The organism is Bifidobacterium subtile, from assembly GCF_000741775.1.
Taxonomy (GTDB): Bacteria; Actinomycetota; Actinomycetes; order Actinomycetales; family Bifidobacteriaceae; genus Bifidobacterium; species Bifidobacterium subtile.
This window is the reverse complement of record NZ_JGZR01000009.1, coordinates 73,435-89,820: the sequence shown is the minus strand read 5'-3', so window position 1 is coordinate 89,820 and position 16,386 is coordinate 73,435. Positions and strand designations below refer to the sequence as shown.

15 protein-coding genes are annotated in these 16,386 nt (G+C 60.3%); 9 read left to right on the top strand and 6 right to left on the bottom strand.

Annotation, left to right across the window (positions count from 1 at the left end; genetic code table 11):
* Positions 1 to 29: 29 nt before the first annotated feature.
* Positions 30 to 869, top strand: a complete 840-nt coding sequence (locus BISU_RS09200) for an SDR family NAD(P)-dependent oxidoreductase (RefSeq protein WP_024464551.1) — start codon at positions 30 to 32, stop codon at positions 867 to 869.
* A gap of 61 nt (positions 870 to 930) precedes the next feature.
* Here BISU_RS09200 and BISU_RS09195 read toward each other — a convergent pair whose 3' ends face one another.
* Entirely contained in the window at positions 931 to 1,695 is a 765-nt protein-coding gene (locus tag BISU_RS09195) for a MerR family transcriptional regulator (protein ID WP_024464550.1), read from the bottom strand.
* 210 nt (positions 1,696 to 1,905) lie between these two features.
* Here BISU_RS09195 and BISU_RS09190 point away from each other — a divergent pair, with 210 nt between their 5' ends.
* From BISU_RS09190 to BISU_RS09180, 3 genes are read left to right on the top strand one after another with little or no spacing between them, the layout of a single operon-like run.
* On the top strand, positions 1,906 to 2,367 hold the full coding sequence (locus BISU_RS09190) for a GntR family transcriptional regulator (protein WP_024464549.1): 462 nt from the start codon (positions 1,906 to 1,908) through the stop codon (positions 2,365 to 2,367).
* 2 nt (positions 2,368 to 2,369) lie between these two features.
* The gene (locus tag BISU_RS09185; RefSeq protein WP_024464548.1) at positions 2,370 to 3,425 is read left to right on the top strand and encodes an ATP-binding cassette domain-containing protein; all 1,056 of its coding nucleotides are present in this window, start codon (positions 2,370 to 2,372) and stop codon (positions 3,423 to 3,425) included.
* Positions 3,422 to 4,249: a hypothetical protein gene (locus tag BISU_RS09180; protein ID WP_024464547.1), complete on the top strand. Its 828-nt coding sequence runs from the start codon at positions 3,422 to 3,424 to the stop codon at positions 4,247 to 4,249. Before BISU_RS09185 ends, BISU_RS09180 begins: the two co-directional genes overlap by 4 nt.
* A 53-nt stretch (positions 4,250 to 4,302) precedes the next feature.
* On the opposite strand, the gene BISU_RS09175 is transcribed toward BISU_RS09180, so the two are convergent.
* Both BISU_RS09175 and BISU_RS09170 read right to left on the bottom strand, forming a co-directional pair.
* On the bottom strand, positions 4,303 to 4,494 hold the full coding sequence (locus BISU_RS09175) for a hypothetical protein (RefSeq protein ID WP_024464546.1): 192 nt from the start codon (positions 4,492 to 4,494) through the stop codon (positions 4,303 to 4,305).
* Between the two features lie 7 nt (positions 4,495 to 4,501).
* Complete coding sequence (locus tag BISU_RS09170) at positions 4,502 to 5,413, bottom strand: DMT family transporter (protein WP_024464545.1); 912 nt, start codon at positions 5,411 to 5,413, stop codon at positions 4,502 to 4,504.
* A 279-nt stretch (positions 5,414 to 5,692) separates the two neighbouring features.
* Between BISU_RS09170 and BISU_RS13230 the strand changes: the two genes are divergently transcribed.
* Both BISU_RS13230 and BISU_RS09160 read left to right on the top strand, forming a co-directional pair.
* The gene (locus BISU_RS13230) at positions 5,693 to 6,601 is read left to right on the top strand and encodes a M23 family metallopeptidase (protein WP_024464544.1); all 909 of its coding nucleotides are present in this window, start codon (positions 5,693 to 5,695) and stop codon (positions 6,599 to 6,601) included.
* Between the two features lie 124 nt (positions 6,602 to 6,725).
* Complete coding sequence (locus BISU_RS09160; protein WP_024464543.1) at positions 6,726 to 8,540, top strand: AMP-dependent synthetase/ligase; 1,815 nt, start codon at positions 6,726 to 6,728, stop codon at positions 8,538 to 8,540.
* Positions 8,541 to 8,613: 73 nt separating this feature from the next.
* Here the strand turns inward: BISU_RS09160 and BISU_RS09155 are convergent, their stop codons facing one another.
* From BISU_RS09155 to BISU_RS09150, 3 genes are all read right to left on the bottom strand, one after another.
* Complete coding sequence (locus BISU_RS09155; RefSeq protein ID WP_033503381.1) at positions 8,614 to 10,173, bottom strand: substrate-binding domain-containing protein; 1,560 nt, start codon at positions 10,171 to 10,173, stop codon at positions 8,614 to 8,616.
* Between the two features lie 143 nt (positions 10,174 to 10,316).
* Positions 10,317 to 10,565, bottom strand: a complete 249-nt coding sequence (locus tag BISU_RS12600; protein WP_152599282.1) for a hypothetical protein — start codon at positions 10,563 to 10,565, stop codon at positions 10,317 to 10,319.
* A gap of 53 nt (positions 10,566 to 10,618) precedes the next feature.
* Positions 10,619 to 11,836, bottom strand: a complete 1,218-nt coding sequence (locus BISU_RS09150; protein WP_024464541.1) for an NADP-dependent isocitrate dehydrogenase — start codon at positions 11,834 to 11,836, stop codon at positions 10,619 to 10,621.
* 164 nt (positions 11,837 to 12,000) lie between these two features.
* Between BISU_RS09150 and BISU_RS09145 the strand changes: the two genes are divergently transcribed.
* From BISU_RS09145 to BISU_RS09135, 3 genes are all read left to right on the top strand, one after another.
* Positions 12,001 to 13,125 carry a GuaB3 family IMP dehydrogenase-related protein gene (locus BISU_RS09145; protein WP_024464540.1) on the top strand — a complete coding sequence of 375 codons (1,125 nt, stop codon included), beginning with the start codon at positions 12,001 to 12,003 and terminating at the stop codon, positions 13,123 to 13,125.
* Between the two features lie 353 nt (positions 13,126 to 13,478).
* Entirely contained in the window at positions 13,479 to 14,009 is a 531-nt protein-coding gene (locus BISU_RS13225) for a hypothetical protein (RefSeq protein WP_051246284.1), read from the top strand.
* A 167-nt stretch (positions 14,010 to 14,176) separates the two neighbouring features.
* Positions 14,177 to 16,276 (top strand): AMP-dependent synthetase/ligase, encoded by a 2,100-nt coding sequence (locus BISU_RS09135; RefSeq protein WP_024464538.1) that lies wholly within the window; start codon positions 14,177 to 14,179, stop codon positions 16,274 to 16,276.
* The last annotated feature ends 110 nt before the right edge of the window (positions 16,277 to 16,386 follow it).

Sequence of the window (16,386 nt, the reverse complement as noted above, 5' to 3'; positions counted from 1 at the left end):
TGACTCGTACTCGTAGAACGCTGGCGCATATGACCGATCTTTCCACTGCAACCATCGTGATCACCGGTGCCAGCGACGGCATCGGGGCGGCGGCGAGCCGTCAGCTTGCCACGAGCGGCGCACGGCTGATTCTGGTCGGTCGCTCGCCGCAGAAAACCAAGGCGGTCGCCGACGGCATCGGGGCCGAATATCACATCGCCGATTACACTCGGCTGGATGATGTGCGCAGACTCGCTTCCGAGCTGCAGTCGAGCTGCGGCCGCATCGACGTGCTGGCGAACAACGCGGGCGGCATGTTCTCCGGCCCCGTCACTACCGTGGACGGCTTCGAGAAGACCTTCCAAGTCAATCACCTCGCCTCCTTCCTGCTCACGTTCCTGCTCAAAGACCTGCTGGTGGGCAGCCGCGCGTCCGTCATCAACACGTCAAGCATCGCGGCCCGCATGTATGGAAACCTCGACATCGACGACCTGAACACATGGCACGGCTTCACCGCCAACAGGGCGTACGGCAACGCCAAGCTCGCCAATATCCTGTTCACTAAGGGCCTGTACGAGCGCTTCCACGAATCCGGTCTGTCCGCGGTCGCCTTCCACCCGGGCGTGGTCGCCACGAATTTCGCAGCTAACTCCAACAACTACATGCAACAGATTTATCACAGCGTGCTGCGCAGATTCCTGAGCACGCCCGACCAGGGCGGCGCGCGCCTGCGGCATTTTATCGCAGGACAAGCCGGCACAACATGGCAATCGGGCGAATACTACATCTCGCCCCGCAGAATCGGCCGCACGAACCCAATGGCCTACGATTCGAATATCATCAGCGAGCATTGGCAGCGCAGCTGCGCCATGCTCGGCATCGAGTGGTAAAGAACGTCGAGTAGTAGGGGCGCTGAGCGGTAAAGAACGCTGCGCGGTAGGCGCAGCCCCCTCAGTCGCCAAGATACGTCAGCAGGGAATCGCGCACGAACTTCGCGCCTTCGATGCCGCCGTAGTTGGCGGCGAAGCGTTCGTCGCAGACATACATCTGGGCAAGTCCACGGACGTAGTCGCGTTCGACACCGTCTTGGGTTGAATCATGCGCCGGAGTGCCGGGAATCGAATGCAACCATGCGATATGCCGACGGGCCAGATTCTGCGCCAGCTCGGAATTCGGAGCGATTTTCGGATCCTGCGCCGCGGCGATCCATCCCTGATTGAGTGATGCGAGCTGCTGCTTCCAGTCGCCCTTTTCGGTGTCGTTCAGCGCATTCCACCATTCATCAGACCGTTGGTACGCATCCTTGCCCCAGCGCCGCTCTACTTCGTCCTTGTAGTCGGCGTGCCGGTCAAAGCCGGCGAACATCGTATCCGTCATCAGGGTTCCTCCTTGTTGCACGCTCGCCAAAGTCCTTTCGACTGCGGCGATTTGTTCGGTCAAGCGCTGCTGCTCGCGGCGCAGAAGCTGCACATGGGTCTTCATCGCGGCCGCCACGTCGCTCTGATGGTCCAGGATTGTCGCGATTTGGCGCAGACCGAATCCCAATTCCCGGAGCAGCAGAATACGCTGCAATCGAACCAGCGCCGCGTCATCGTAGAAACGGTATTTGTTGACCCCAACGCTGCTGGGCGGCAGTAGCCCGATAGCGTCATAGTGCCGCAGCGTGCGGGTGCTGATGCCCGCTAACTTCGACACATCATGTGCTGAATGCTCCATGTCGCTCACCGTATGCGTTGACGCCGCGTCACAGTCAAATCGGCGTGTCGGCGGAGCCTATCGCGAGGTTGAAAGCGTGTTGGGCAGACTGCCTGTGGCAGGCAATCGGGAGACAATGGAGTTGACAATGCCCTACTTCTATGGTTCACTAGTCAACTAGTGAACCACTGAGGTTTGCCGCAATCTCGTCTCAGAAGGAAGGAGGACGGCATGCACGAGTTCTCCCAATCGTCGGAGCCGATATTTCTCGCCGTGGCGAGATTCATCGCCAACGGCATACTGAGCGGAGCGTATCCGGCGGGGAGCAAGGTTCCGTCAACTACGGAGCTTTCCGGGTTCTTCAAGATCAATCCCATCACCGCTGGCCGAGCCCTGAACGAGCTTGCAGAGCGGGGAGTGCTGGAGAAACACCGCGGCATCGGCACCTTCGTCACGGCCGATGCCGTGGAACTGCTGCGACGCGAGCGCATCGAAGGCCTTTCCGCGGCGTACGTCGACCCGCTGATCGAAGAGATACGACTGCTCGACATCCCGATTGACGACATTGTCGCGACCATACGGCAACGCGATGCCGATATGCGAAGCAACAAGAACCCAGCTGCCGTCATCAACACGGCACAGCCGGACAACGCACAGCTTTCACGACCTTCATACCCTTCAGAAAGAGACTGATCATGACAGACACATCGAACCGCGGGGACGGCGGCGCGCGACCAACCGCATCGTCCGACGCAACGCAAACAGCATCCACTGCAACGTCATCAGGCATAACCGTTACCGAATGCTCGAAACGCTACGGGCGAACCAACGCGCTCGACCATATGACCGCTACGTTCGAGCAAGGCAAAATCCATGGTCTGCTCGGCAGAAACGGCGCCGGCAAAACCACGCTCATGTCCATCGTGTGCAACCATAGCTTCAAAACATCGGGCACCGTACTCATCGATGGCGCCGATCCGACGGAGAACGCCGAGATTCTGGGCCGAACCTGCTTCATCCATGAGAACCAGCGCTGGCATGACGTCTACACCGTCGGCATGATCCTCGCCTCGGCGCGCCGATTTTACCCGACATGGGACGAACAGCAGGCACAAACCCTAGTGCAGCGCTTCGAACTGCCCCGTGCAACGCGCGCACAGAAAATGTCCCGCGGGCAGCGCTCGGCCCTAGCGGTCATCATAGGGCTGTCGTCACACGCCGAATACACGTTCCTGGACGAGCCATATCTCGGCCTGGACGCTACGGCCCGCGGAATCTTCTATGAAGCATTGGCAGTAACGCAAGCCGAGGATCCACGCACCTTCATCATGTCGACGCATCTGATCGACGAATGCGCCGCCCTGCTGGAAACCGTGACCATCCTGCATCAGGGCCATGTCGTCATCGCGAGCAGCGTGGAGGATGCGCTTGCCACAGCATGGTGCTTCACGGGGATGAAGTCGCAAGCGCATCAAGCGCTTTCCGGCATGGATATCCTCTCCGAGTCCTCGATTGGCGCGATGTACTCGATTATATTCCGCGGAACGCCCAATGCTGGCCAAGCAGCTGCATTGCGGTCCGGCGGCTCCGGAGAATTGCGTCATGCCACGCTGCAGGAGCTCGTCTCGGCCATCGGCGCCGTTGAACCGCAAGCCGATATGCGGCTTGGCTCAACAGCCAACAAGGCCGCCGAACCAACACCCGAACCAACAGCGAATTCAACTGCCAACCTGCAAGGAGCCTCACTATGAGCACCGCAACACCCTCAGCACCCGCACTTTCAACTTCGCCATTGCCCGTACCACCAACCCAAAGGACGCAAGACGGCAATCATGCACGCGACGCCGATGCCCAGCGCAGCAACATCCAGGCCGTAGCCGGCCAGTACATGGCAGAGAAACAGTATTCGCTGCTGGTCCCGCTGTATATTCTGGCATTGTATTGGGTCATCAGTGCGCTCATTGTGTTGCTCATGGGCATCAAAATGAGCTTGCCGCTGCCGGCTGCCACTCAGGAGGACAACGCAAGCAGCAACTTCGGTTCGGTCTTCAGCTTCCCGGGCTTCCTGATCGTCGTCGGAGCGCTGTGCGCCAACCGTCAGTTCGGCGCAGCCTTGGCCTTCGGCTCGACACGCCGCGGTTTTTGGCTCGGCACAATGCTCGGCTTTCTGGAAACTTCGTTAGCCACCGGCCTGTTCACCATCGTCGCCTTGGCGTGCGAGATGCTGAGCCATCATTGGTGGTTTGGCGTCCACGCCTTCGATGTGTCGATTCTAGGATCCGGCAATTACGGCATCGCGTTTCTCGTCGTGTTCGGCATGTCGATGATGTCGCTGCTGGCCGGTGCGACATTCGGCACTATATTCCGTTCCTTCGGTCAAATGGCTCTGACCTGGTCGCTTATCGCAACCGCCGTCGTGCTTTTGGCATTGTTCGCCGTTTTCATCTGGAAAAGCGATCCCGTCATCCGTTTCTTCACGCCATGGGGATCTTGGACGCTTATCGCCGGCACCGGGCTTCTTTCCCTTGTTCTCGCAATCGTCGGCTATTTCGTCAATCAACGTGCGACGATATGACGATCGTGCAGATCGTACAGGTCCCATTGGCTCTCGGGACGTTCGCTCAGCGGCTATGCGAAGACGAGGATATCCGACCCCCCGTCATTCCGCAGCGTGAAATCGTCCAGCTTGCCGATTTCCGCTGGCACGTAGGTGGCCACACCGCGCGAGGACTGCTGAACGCGCCGGTAGCCGCCGAAGCCCAGGCTCGGGAACATGTAATACTGCAGCAGCGCCTGCGTGCCGAGACGGGAGAAGCTCATCACCCGCTCAGTCCCGCTGCAGCGGCGGCCTCTTCTTGTACGCGATGAACTGGATGAAGGTCACGGCGATGACCATGGCGATGCCGATGATGCCATACCAGTTGAACGTCGTTCCCAGGAACAGGAATCCGAGAATCGCGGCGGACAGCGGCTCGATGGCGCCGAGGATGCTGGCCGTGGTCGCCTCGATGTATTTGAGGCTTTGCAGATACAGCAGGAATGCGGCCATCGTGCCGAAGACAACGATGAACGACACCTCCAGCGCCCCGATTGCGTCCAGCGGCACATGCTGAGTCCACGGCCGGTACACCAGCTGCGTGATCAGACCGCCGAACAGCATCGACCAGCCCACGACCGGCAGCGCGCCGTAGCGCAGCAAGAGTCCGCGAGGCAGCAACGTGTAGGCCGCCGCGCCAACTGCTGCGAGCAACCCCCAAACGATTGCCGCAGGCGGCACTGCCAGCGTGTTGACATTGCCTTGTGTGACGATCAACGCGGTTCCCGCGACTGCGACAGCCACGGATAGGGTGTCAAACTTGCCCGGCAGTCGCAGGTTGCGCAGCGAGAGCAGCAGAATGATCATGACGGGGGAGAGGTATTGCAGAATCGTGGCGGTGGCGGCATTGCCGGTGCTGATCGCCATGAAGTATGTCAGCTGCACGCTGGTCATGCCGAACACCGTGAAGAGCAGCAGCCGCACAACGCTGCGCCAATCGGTGAAGATCGACCATATGTCCTTGCGCAGGCAGATAGCGAATATCAGCAGGAACACCCCGGTGAACGTCATGCGCATGGCGGTTAGCCAGCCGACGGAAACCTGAGACTGTTCGAAGAGATGCTGCGCCACCGTTCCTGAGCTTCCCCACAGAAACGGACCTGCGGACGCCATGAGCAGGCCCGCCCTCTTCAAGTTACGCACGCGAACATTGTCGCATGACTCATGGAAGTGCGCTGCGGCGCAATGTCCTTTCGAGTGCCACGGCGCTGTCCGCACGGTTTTCGCACTGACATGCCTAGGCAATCGCCATGGCTCGCCATGAGAGGCGACGGCATTCCCCAATGTCCGACACGATTCGACACTCCGGCAATGTGGATAACTCCAAGCCTTCGACCACATAGCCCTGCCCGGCATGCTTTCTCGCAAAAGTTCATGAACAATGGTGTCCACGCAGACCGTTGCAAGCGAAGGAGTTGAGAAGTGGACAAGCGCGTTACGATGCTGAAACGCCAGCAGACCCAGCGGATCCGGCAAACAAAGAGACGACGGTACCGCGAAAAGATCAGCGAAGAGCGTCGAGAGCATGCGCGGCTCTCGCATATGCTCACGGTGCTTGCGACCGCCGTGATTACTTTTTCGATGCTGCTGGCAGGTTTGGCGTTGCCGTCTGGTCGTGCCTCCGCATCAGGCATGGGATTCGAGCCGCTGCCGGTTCTGACGACGAATCGGCCCATAGCGCCAGCTTATGCGACAGTGCCAGGTGGGCCGTGCGAGACATCGTCCAGTTACCTGGCGGCCGAATACACGGCGCTATCCGAATACGCAACGCGACCTAGACACGCAGTGCCATCCAAATACGCAGCGCAACCCAAGCACGCAGTGCCAGCTCAATACGCGGAGCCGCCTAAACAGGCGGCCTCATCCCAATATATGGCGTTATCCGAAGATATGCTGCTGGTCGAATATCATGCGGCGCTGCGACGGTGTCCGGTGCGATATCGCTGGCCAGTGAAGAATCCGGAGATCCTCAGAGGATTCGACAAACTCGAGCATGACTGGGATGCCGGGCATCGAGGAATCGATCTGCGCACCGACATGCATGACGAGCTGATGGCGCCGGCTGATGGGGTCATCGCCTTCGCGGGCAGCGTAGCCGGCAAATCAGTGGTCACCATCCGGCACGGAGCGCTGACCTCCACCTTCGAGCCGGCGGTAAGCAGCCGTGCAGTAGGAGCGAGCGTCAGGCGCGGTGACGTCTTCGCCCAAGTGCAAGGCGAATCAGATCACTGCTTGTCGGTATGCGTCCATTGGGGTCTGAAGCGAGGCAAAGGCAAGTATGTGGATCCGGCGGCGATGGTGCAGGGCCGCAGAATCGGGCTGCTGCCATAACCCGGCGTGCATGGCGGCAGTAAAAGGGGCGAGACCATGAACGGGAGATAATCAAAGACGACGAATTCCGATACCTTGGGGTAGCATACAAGAGGACTTATCTATTCTATAGTCAGGGAGAATGATGCAGCAGGAGTTTACGCGTGCCCTTGAGGAGCCGATCGATAGCGACCGGAACCTGTTCTCGATTCTGCAGGAGCGCGCGCAGCGCGCCCCCAACGATTCGCTGGTCGAATATGCGGGGGCGGAGGGCGCATGGCATTCCTTCACTGCCGCCGAATTCACACAGAAGGTTATCGAGCTTGCGAAAGGGCTGATCGCACGCGGCATCATGCCGGGGGACTCAGTGGCTATCATCGCGCATACCTCATGGCAGTGGACGGCGCTCGACATGGCGATCATGTCCATCGGCGCGCTCACGGTGCCGGTGTATGAGACCAACTCGCCGATGCAGGTGAAAACGATATTCAACGACGCGAACGTGTCCATGGCCTTCGCTGAGGATGACACGCAACGAGACAAGATCGAGCTGGTCCGTCAGGATTGCCAGGCGTTGAAGGACGTATATGTCTTTGACTTCGGAGCACTCGACACCATTGCGGCGTTTGGTCACGGAATAAGCGACGAGGAGTTCAACGAACGCGAGCAGGCGGTCAAAGGCTCGGATCTCGCCACGATCGTCTACACTTCCGGGTCCACGGGCACTCCCAAGGGCATTGAGCTGTCGCACGCGAACTTCATATTCATCACGCTTTCGGGCGTGCATACCATGCCCGACGTCGTAGACAAGCCGAATCGCCGCCTGTTGCTGTTCCTGCCCTTGGCGCATGTTTTCGCGCGCTATCTGCAGTACGTCTGCTTCGCCGGCAACGTGACGCTCGGCCTGTCCAGCAATCTCAAAACCATCCTCGCCGATTTCGGCGCGTTCAAACCGACCTTCATTTTGGCCGTGCCACGCATCTTCGAGAAGATATACAATGCCGCATCGCAGAAAGCAGGCGCCGGACTGACGGGGCGCGTGTTCTCCCGGGCGACTCAGGTCGCACGCGAATGGTCCCGCATGCAGCAGTCGGGCGAGACGATGCCGCTGTGGTTCAAGGTGAAGCACGCCGTCTATAACAAGCTGGTATACCGTTCGATTATGGAAGTCTTCGGCGGCAAAGTGGAATACGCGGTGTCGGGCGGTGCCCCTTTGGACACCTCCATCGCGCACTTCTTCAACGGCGTCGGCCTGCCGCTGCTTGAAGGCTACGGCATGACGGAAACCTGTGCGCCGTGTGCGGTCAATCCCACGGACGGCTACCGCATCGGCACGGTAGGGCTTCCGTTCCAAGGCGTCACCGTTGGCGTGGATGACGAGGGCGAGCTGTGCATCAAAGGCCGTTCGGTGTGCGTCGGCTACCATAATCAGCCGGAAGTGACCCGAGAACAGATTGTCGACGGATGGCTGCATACCGGCGACCTGGGCACGATCGATGACGATGGCTTCATCAGATTGACCGGCCGCAAGAAGGACCTGATCATCACCGCCGGAGGCAAGAACGTGTCGCCGGTCGAGATGGAATCCAGCGTGATGACCTCGCCAGTGGTCAGCCAGTGCGTCGTAGTGGGGGATCGCAAACCCTTCATCGCCGCGATCATCGCGCTCGACTTGGACGAGACGAACCTTTGGCTGCGCGCAGAGGGCGCGAAGGAAGTGCAGAATCTTGCCCAGGCCAGCAAGAACCCGATCGTGTACGCCGAAGTGGAACGCGCGGTCAACAAAGCCAACGAACTGGTATCGCGGGCCGAATCCATCCGAAAATTCGAAATCGTGCCCGACGAATTCACCGAGGGCAACGGCATGATCACTCCCAGTCTCAAGGCAAAGCGGCAAGTCATCACCGACCATTACCGCGAACTGATCGACACGGTGATCTACAAACCGCGCAAGGCCTAGATTTTTCTATTTTCCAAGCGCGGGGCGACGAATGTGACGCCGTTGCGGAGCCTTTCTGCGCAACAGGGTCACATCAGAGACCTGCCTCGGCGAGGGTGATGTATCCCGGGTCGATAAGCGTTTTCTTGAGGTTGCTTGCGCTGACGGCCAACAGCTGCTCCTGGATCGTGGGAATTTTCACGCCGTTGACATCAGTCGCCTTCACGAATGGCAGCTTGTCGGCCGACTGCCCGTGGCTGAGCCGTTCGCACGCCTGCGCGACGTCGGCGGCCAGAGTCTGTCGGTCTTCGAGCGCAGTCATCCACAGCTTGCCGTTCACTACTTGCGGAATCGTGTCAAGATAGGCGCCGTACCCGGTGATGATGGGCCAGCGGGAATTGGTTTTCTCGACGCTTTGCGGCGTGTCGCTTTCGTCGCTCGGCGTGGGCCGTTTCGCAGGATCCGGCACAGGGCTGCGCAAAAGATCCTTCTTGCCTGCCATATTGTTCAGAACGCCGGAAATCGTGATCGACGGATTGACGTCGGCAGCCGAGCCGGCGTACTGCAACGTGTCCAGCTCATCCATGGCTCCTGAAGCGACGAAATCGTTCATCGCAATGATGCCGTCGATGCGCGTATGCGATGTCTTCCTCTGCTCCATACCCAGACGGCCGGCAAGCTCGTCCTTGACCTGCTGCGGCTTGCTTGCGACGAAAGCGCTGTCCTGCCAATCCTTGGCCGTCGTTTCCGCGTTCAGAGAGCCGGACGGGCTGACGACCTTGCCGGCAGCGACATAAGGACCCAGAACCTTCCAAATGCCGCTGAACGCCTCGGCGGCGAAATCATCCTGATCGTCATCTCCCGCGGCAGTGCGAGGCAGCAGCACCTCGACCGATTTAGGATTGTCTCGGGAGACCTTGTCCAGCTGCAGTTTGTTGACCAGCAGCCGAGCCTGGATAGAGCCAATTTGCTCGGCAGTGGACATCTGCACGAAAACATCAGGCGTGAAACCCTGTATCGGATTCGACAGCACCATGACATGCACGCCGGATTCACGGGCCAGCTTGAGTGCCGAAACCAAGCGATCGCCAGACTGCCGAAGAGCGGCCGCGGCGTCGGCATCACCCGATTTGCCTGAGCTGCCGGACCCGCCCGATTTACCGCTGTCGGCATCCCATGCGACCGAATGGCTGGCATAGTCGCCATATTGGGTGTCCGCGTTTTCCGTCTGCACGACTGGTGCCACGATAAGCGTCGCATTGGAAGCGTCTTGCCGTGCCGATTGCGATGATGCCGACGGTTTCGATGCTGACGGCTTCTTGGCGCTGCTGCCCGTAGCGGACAACGTGTTCACCACATAATCCTGAATGTCACGGCTCTGCCTGTCGAAGCTATCTGAAGTCGTGACGGTAACGGCATCACGGGAGAATCCTCTGTCTTCAAGTGATTTGGTCAGCTCCGGAGCGAGTTTCGTCCATTTATTCAGCGGGGTATGCTGCGAGACGGTGAGTCCATCGGATGGAAGAAAAACTGCCACCGAGCCGAGCGGCGACGATGTATGCGTGACCTGTGTGGTCGTGCCGTTGGACGGCGAGCAAGCCCCAAGACCAGCCATCATCCCCGCAGCGACGAGAAATGCCACGAGCCGGCTCATGCGGCATCGTGCGGCTGCCAGCGTTCGCACGATCTTCTTCTGCACGGTCTTCCTTCGCACGATCATCCTTTACCCAGTCGTCCCATAATGTCGTCGTCTTTCGCCCAGTGCCAATTTCCCGGCGCGATATGACCATATCGAGTCTAGCCGCAGCGCTCCCGGAAGTCACTTTCTAAAAAGTCGGCTGCATGGAAACGCTCACGGGAAAGACGTTTTGCGCGGCCAAACCTAACCTGCAGATAGACAGACGGGCAGACGGGCAGACGGATACAGAGAGTGCGCCATTGCGATCCCGAAAAGAGAATATCGAAGCATGGCATGGCATGAAAAAGCCGGATCCGCTCACGATGCCCAAGCATCGAGCCAGCCGATCCGGCATATTCCACTGCCATCAGCAACGACTTACCATAACCGGCGAGACGAAGCTCTCTACGAGACGATGCCGTCAGTCCGACAAGGCCTTCGCCAGTTCGTCATCCAGCGCATCCATGAACCCTTCGGTGTCGAGCCACGGCTGGTCAGGGCCGACGAGCAGCGCCAGGTCCTTGGTCATCCTGCCGGATTCGACGGTGGAGATGATGACCTGTTCGAGCGTCGAGGCGAAGCGCTCGACTTCGGGCGTGCCGTCGAGCTTGGCGCGGTGCTTGAGGCCGCCGGTCCATGCGTAGATCGAGGCGATCGGGTTGGTCGAGGTCTGCTCGCCTTTCTGCCAGCGGCGATAGTGCCTGGTCACGGTGCCGTGCGCGGCCTCGGCCTCGACGGTCTGCCCGTCAGGGGTCATCAGCACCGAGGTCATCAGGCCCAGCGAGCCGAAGCCCTGCGCCACGGTGTCGGACTGCACGTCGCCGTCGTAGTTCTTGCAGGCCCACACGTAGCCGCCGTGCCATTTGAGCGAGCTGGCCACCATGTCGTCGATGAGCCGGTGCTCGTAGCTCAAGCTTTCGGCCTCATAACGGGCCTTGTACTCGGTCTCGAAAACTTCTGCGAAGATATCCTTGAACTCGCCGTCATAGGCTTTGAGAATCGTGTTCTTCGTCGACAGGTACACCGGGTAGTGGCGCAGCAGGCCGTAGTTGAAGCAGGCGCGGGCGAAGCCGCGGATGGATTCGTCGAGGTTGTACTGCACCTGCGCGACGCCGCCGCCGGGGTAGTCGAAGACCACGTGCTCGATCGGCTCGCTGCCGTCCTCGGGGGTGAAGGAGACGGTGAGGCGGCCCGGCCGGTCGATCTTGAAATCAGTGGCCTTGTACTGGTCGCCGAAGGCGTGGCGGGCCACGATGATCGGCTTGGTCCAGCCGGGAACGAGCCGCGGGATGTTCGAGATGACGATGGGCTCGCGGAAGATCGTGCCGCCGAGAATGTTGCGGATCGTGCCGTTGGGCGACTTCCACATCTTCTTGAGCCCAAACTCCTCGACACGCGCCTCGTCCGGCGTGATCGTGGCGCATTTGACGCCCACATGCGTGCGCTTGATCGCCTCGGCCGCGTCGATGGTCACCTGATCGTCAGTGGCGTCTCGGTTTTCGAGGCCCAAGTCGTAGTATTCGAGATCGACGTCGAGATACGGCTTGATGAGCCGCTCTCGGATATCGCTCCAGATGATGCGGGTCATCTCGTCGCCGTCGAGTTCGACGACGGACCCTTCGACCTTGATTTTGGACATAGCTGTGTGCCCTTCCTAGGAGTTGTACATATTCGCTACAGTCATAGCGCATCGGCGTAACGAATACGTGCACGATATCATGACCGCTGTTTCCAAGGCTGTTTCCTCCCGCGCATGGACACGCGCCGCGACTTCGTCACAACCCGGCATTAGCCTTGGCTCATATGTCTCAGGAAATTGAAATCGGTTTGGGCAAAAAGGGCCACTTGGCCTATTCTCTGGATGATGTGGCCATCATGCCGTCTCGGCGCACGCGCGATCCAGAGGACGTTTCGACGGCATGGCAGGTGGATGCCTACGAGTTCGACGTTCCGGTACTTGGCGCGCCGATGGATTCGGTGAGCAGCCCGGCGACCGTCATCGAGATGGGCCGGCTTGGCGCGTTGGGCGTGCTGGATCTCGAAGGTCTGTGGACGCGCTACGAGGATCCTGAACCGCTGCTGGACGAGATATCGCAGCTTCCGGCTGATAAGGCTATCGCCCGCATGCAGGAGATCTATGCCGAGCCGATGAAGGCCGAGCTGATTGCGCAGCGGCTGCATGAGATACGCGATGCCGGCGTAACCGTCGCCGCCTCGCTCTCCCCGCAGTGCACGCAGGAATTCACGTCCACGGTGGTCGAGGCGGGCGTCGATCTCTTCGTCATTCGAGGCACCGTGGTTTCGGCCGAGCACGTGTCGAAGAGCCATGAGCCGCTCAATCTCAAGAAATTCATCTACGAACTCGATGTGCCGGTCATCGTCGGCGGCGCGGCGAACTACACGGCGGCCCTGCACCTGATGCGCACCGGCGCGGCGGGAGTCCTCGTGGGCTTCGGCGGCGGCGCGGTCTCCGCCACGCGCGACACGCTGGGCGTCGAGGCCCCTATGGCCACGGCGATAGCCGATGTATCCGAGGCCCGCCGCGACTATATGGACGAATCCGGCGGGCGCTATGTGCAGGTCATCGCCGACGGCGGCATGGGCACCTCCGGCAATTTCGTCAAGGCGCTGGCGATGGGCGCTGACGCCGTGATGCTCGGTTCGGCGTTGGCCCGGGCCGCCGAGGCTCCCGGCAAAGGCAAGCATTGGGGTTCGGAGGCGCACCATCAGACCTTGCCGCGCGGCTTCCGCAGCGACGTGGGCACCGTGGGATCGCTCAAGGAGATTCTCTACGGTCCCAGCCATCAGGCCGATGGCACGACGAATTTCATCGGCGCCTTGCGGCGCGCGATGGCGACGACCGGCTACGTCGATGTGAAAAGCTTCCAGCGCTGCCAGGTCGTGGTTACCCCAGACCGCTACCTGTGAGCCGCTGCGCTGCTTTCGCAATCCGCAGCGCGACGCGCACGGGCTTGAAACCCCTGCCGTTGGCGTAGTTGCCTGTGACGATTTTCCGAATTCATCGCTGCAGGCAGCGCGCCAACGTCAGGGGTTCTGCATTGTTTGACTGCTGGCGCCGTCTGCCGTCGTAAACAATGCAAGGGTCGCGTGGCGGCCGCGTGCAGACGCATACGGCATCGCATGGCTTCATGAGTTATCCACATATCCACAATCTCTGGAGTCTCGGTTGACGTGTTCGTCCTGATGTGCTGAGCTTGGCCTAAGGCGCGGTTCTCCAACGGAGGAAGATCGCGCGAACTCGACCAAAGGGGTTGGCTGCCATGACCCAGCACATGCATCACGACATCACGGTTGCGCCAGTCAAAGACGCGCCTCGACCCAAGATCGGAGACCGGCCTGCGGCCAAGGACGGATTCATCAGGCTCGAGCTCTCTGGAGAGCCGGTCAGCTATCACATCTCCTGGTGCTTCGGCGCGGCAGCAGACGCAGTCGAGAGCATGGATTGCAATGAGCTGGCCACGCGCTCGTGCAGAATGGCTTGCCTGATCGCCGACATGATTCGAGGGCGTCCGGTTTCTTCCAGTCTGCAGCGTTCGGTCACCGACAGCTGTCTCAAACGGCTGGAAACCGTTTCATATCTGCTGGATAACCACATGCGCACCCACGAGGATCTCAAGGCCCAGCTGCGCTATCTTCCTGCAGTGCCGCTGTCGATGCACGGCGTGTTCGTCTCGGAGACGAAACTCGATATGGCAGTGCACTTGGGCATCGGACAGAGCAATTACTGGGTCAATCTGATTCTTCGCCTCGCCGGAAGTCGCTGGCTATGCGTGTACGCCGACATGGGCTAGCATTCGCAGGACTTGCGCGCTGCGAATGACACGTTGCCGGCTGCCCATGGTGCAGGCCGGTCGATGCGGTTGCATGTGGCCATACCTGCGTGTGATATGACTCACGTGCGCCACGAACCGCGCCCATGCGAGGCCATGCCGTTTGGTCAGGGTTTATAGTGGATGCTATGTTGCGAGAATTTGCGGTGGATATCATCCATCCCACCACTGAGAAGGACACCATCTACTCGTTGCTGGCGAATCGTGCCGCACGCGACCGCGATGAACTCATCGCGCAGTGGCAGGACGAGCGCACCCGTCAATGGCATGACGTGAAGTCGGGCGAGATGCTCGACCGTGTGCGGCAGGTGGCCAAAGGGCTGCTCGGCATAGGGGTCAAGGCCGGAAGCATGGTCGTCATCTACTCCGCCACCTGCTACGAGTGGGGAATCGTGGACTTCGCCTGCGCCGCCATCGGCGCGGTATCCGTGCCGATCTACGAAACCGATTCCGCGGTGCAGGCCTCCTCGATCGTCGCGGAAGTCGAACCGATGATCGCCTTCGCCGGCGATTATGCGCATGCCCAGACCTTGGAGCAGATTCGCCAGAACAGCCCGAATCTGAACTATGTGTTCAACTTCATGGCCGAAGGCCTGGACGCAGTGGCCGACTTCGGCGAATCCATCGATGACGAGGAGCTCGACAAGGCCATCAGCCGCGTGCACGCCGACGATATGGCCACCATCGTCTATACGTCCGGCTCCACAGGCAAACCCAAGGGGGCGATGCTTTCGCATCGCAACTTCACCACCATCGTGTTCGCCGGCTATGACGTGCTCGATGAAATGCTGTATCAGCCGAGCCGTCTGATGCTTTTCCTGCCGCTGGCCCACTGCTTCGCGCGCTACATCCAATACGTGGCGATCGGCTCGCGCGGCGTGGTCGGCTACGTTCCCAGCGCCGCACATCTGCTTGCGGACCTGCGCAGCTTCAAGCCGACCTATCTGCTCGGCGTGCCGCGCGTGTTTGAAAAGGTCTACAATGCGGCCTCGCAGAAAGCCGGGGCGGGCATGAAGGGCAGAATCTTCGCCGGCGGCTTCAAGCATTTCGTGCAATGGTCCAAGGACGAGCGCGACGGCAAAGCCCATTCGCTTATGGCTCGCATGGCCCATTCCTTCTATATGGGCACCATCGGTTCGCAGATACGCTCCGCGCTCGGCCCGAATCTGCGTTATCTGGCCTGCGGCGGTGCGCCGATGAACGCCGATCTGGCGCATTTCTTCAACGGCCTTGACGACATCACCTTCATTCAGGGCTACGGCATGACCGAAACGGCCGCGCCCTGCGTGGTGAACTTCGAAAACGCGAACCGCGTCGGCTCTGTAGGGCGTCCTGGACCTGGCATCGCATACAAGCTGGGTGACGATGACGAGGTCATGATCAAAGGCGAGAACGTCTTCCTCGGCTACTACAAGCAGCCTGAGCTCACCAAGGAAGTGCTCGGCGAGGACGGCTGGCTGCGCAGCGGCGACCTGGGGCAGATCGACGACGACGGTTTCCTGTACATCACCGGTCGCAAGAAAGACATCATCATCACCGCAGGCGGCAAGAACATCAGTCCTGCCCCGATGGAGGATACGATCAACACCTGCCCGATCGTCGCGCACTCCGTGGTGCTCGGCGACGGCAAGCCCTTCGTTTCCGCGCTGATCACGTTGGATCCGGACATGGTCTACTCCTGGCTGATTCAGCGCGGCATGGACGGGGATATGCCCTTGGAGCAGATCGCGAAAAGCGAAGCCGTGCGCGCGTTCATCCAGCAGTACGTCGATCAGGCGAACAGCAGCGTCTCCCGCGCCGAATCGGTGCGCAAATTCGCCATTGTGCCCCAAGACTTCAATCAGGAGGACGGCACGCTGACAGCCAGCCTCAAAGTCGTTCGCCCCAAGGTATTGCAGCACTACGCCGATCTGATCGAGAACGTGCTCTACGCGCCTCGTTCCCGTTCGCCGCAGCCTACGACGACGGTTAAGATCTTCGATCGGGCCACGGAAACCGTCAAGCAGGCGTCCGAAACAGCCAAGCAGGCCTCGGAAACGGTCAGCCCTCGCGTACGTCAGGCTTTCGATCAGGCCAAAACCTACATCACGCGTCCGCAGGCCCAGGATGGCGATGCGATGCCGGTTTCGCTTCCCGCTGAGGCCTCGGCGAATGCCGATGTCCAGGAGGAACCTGAACAGGACGCGCAGATTGCGCAAGGCGCTGGATCGGGTTCCAAGGCGGAATAAGGTTTGGGGCGTCCTTGCAGACGACCAGATGCATGTTCGCTCCGCCGTTGGGCTACGTTAGGCTGATCTCAACGGCGGTCGGCTATGCCGGGACACCGGCACGATGTTGG